Origin of the sequence: Frankia sp. AiPs1 (genome assembly GCF_023716945.1) — a bacterium.
Taxonomy (GTDB): Bacteria; Actinomycetota; Actinomycetes; order Frankiales; family Frankiaceae; genus Frankia.
In genome coordinates this window covers 1-585 of sequence record NZ_JAMQQF010001167.1, presented here as the reverse complement: position 1 = coordinate 585, position 585 = coordinate 1, and the positions used below count along the sequence as shown (strand labels likewise).

At 78.1% G+C, this 585-nt stretch carries 1 protein-coding gene; it reads right to left on the bottom strand.

The window, feature by feature from the left end; all coding sequences use genetic code 11:
- Positions 1–585, bottom strand: a 585-nt coding sequence (locus ND748_RS33470; RefSeq protein ID WP_251750212.1) for a YafY family protein, incomplete at both ends; no start/stop codon positions are given.

Sequence of the window (585 nt, the reverse complement as noted above, 5' to 3'; positions counted from 1 at the left end):
GTGCACGGGGCGGGCGCCGCGGCGCAGCGCGTGGCCGGTGCCGCGACGCACGGCGAGCGTCGCGGTCCGCACCCGGTCCGGCGGGACCTGGGTGGAGACCATGGCGTGCAGGTCGACGTCCGGCGGGACCCGCACGGCCCCAGCGGGTCCGACCGCCCGCACGGTACCGACGAACCGGGACAGCCGGAACACCCGCGGGGCGCCGCGGACGACGTCATGGCCCGCCAGGTACCAGCGGCCCCGCCAGGACAACACGCCCCACGGTTCGACGTGCCGCTCGGCGACGTCGGCCTCGCCGACCTTGCGGTAGGGAAAGCGGATCGCCCGGCCGGCCTGCACCGCGGCGAGGCACGGCTCGAACGCGGGATCCGCCGCGTCGACCCGCGGCTCGAAGCCGTCCAGAGTGTCGAGGCCGCCCATCCGGCTGGGGCCGCCCACAGTGCCGAGCCCGCCCACAGTGCCGAGGCCACCCATGGAGTCGAGGCTGCCCATGGAGTCGAGGCCGGCGCGCGAGTCGAGGCCGCCGCCAGGGTCGGCGCCGCCGTCGCCGACCGCGGCGCTGCCGGCGGCCAGCTTGCGCAGGGC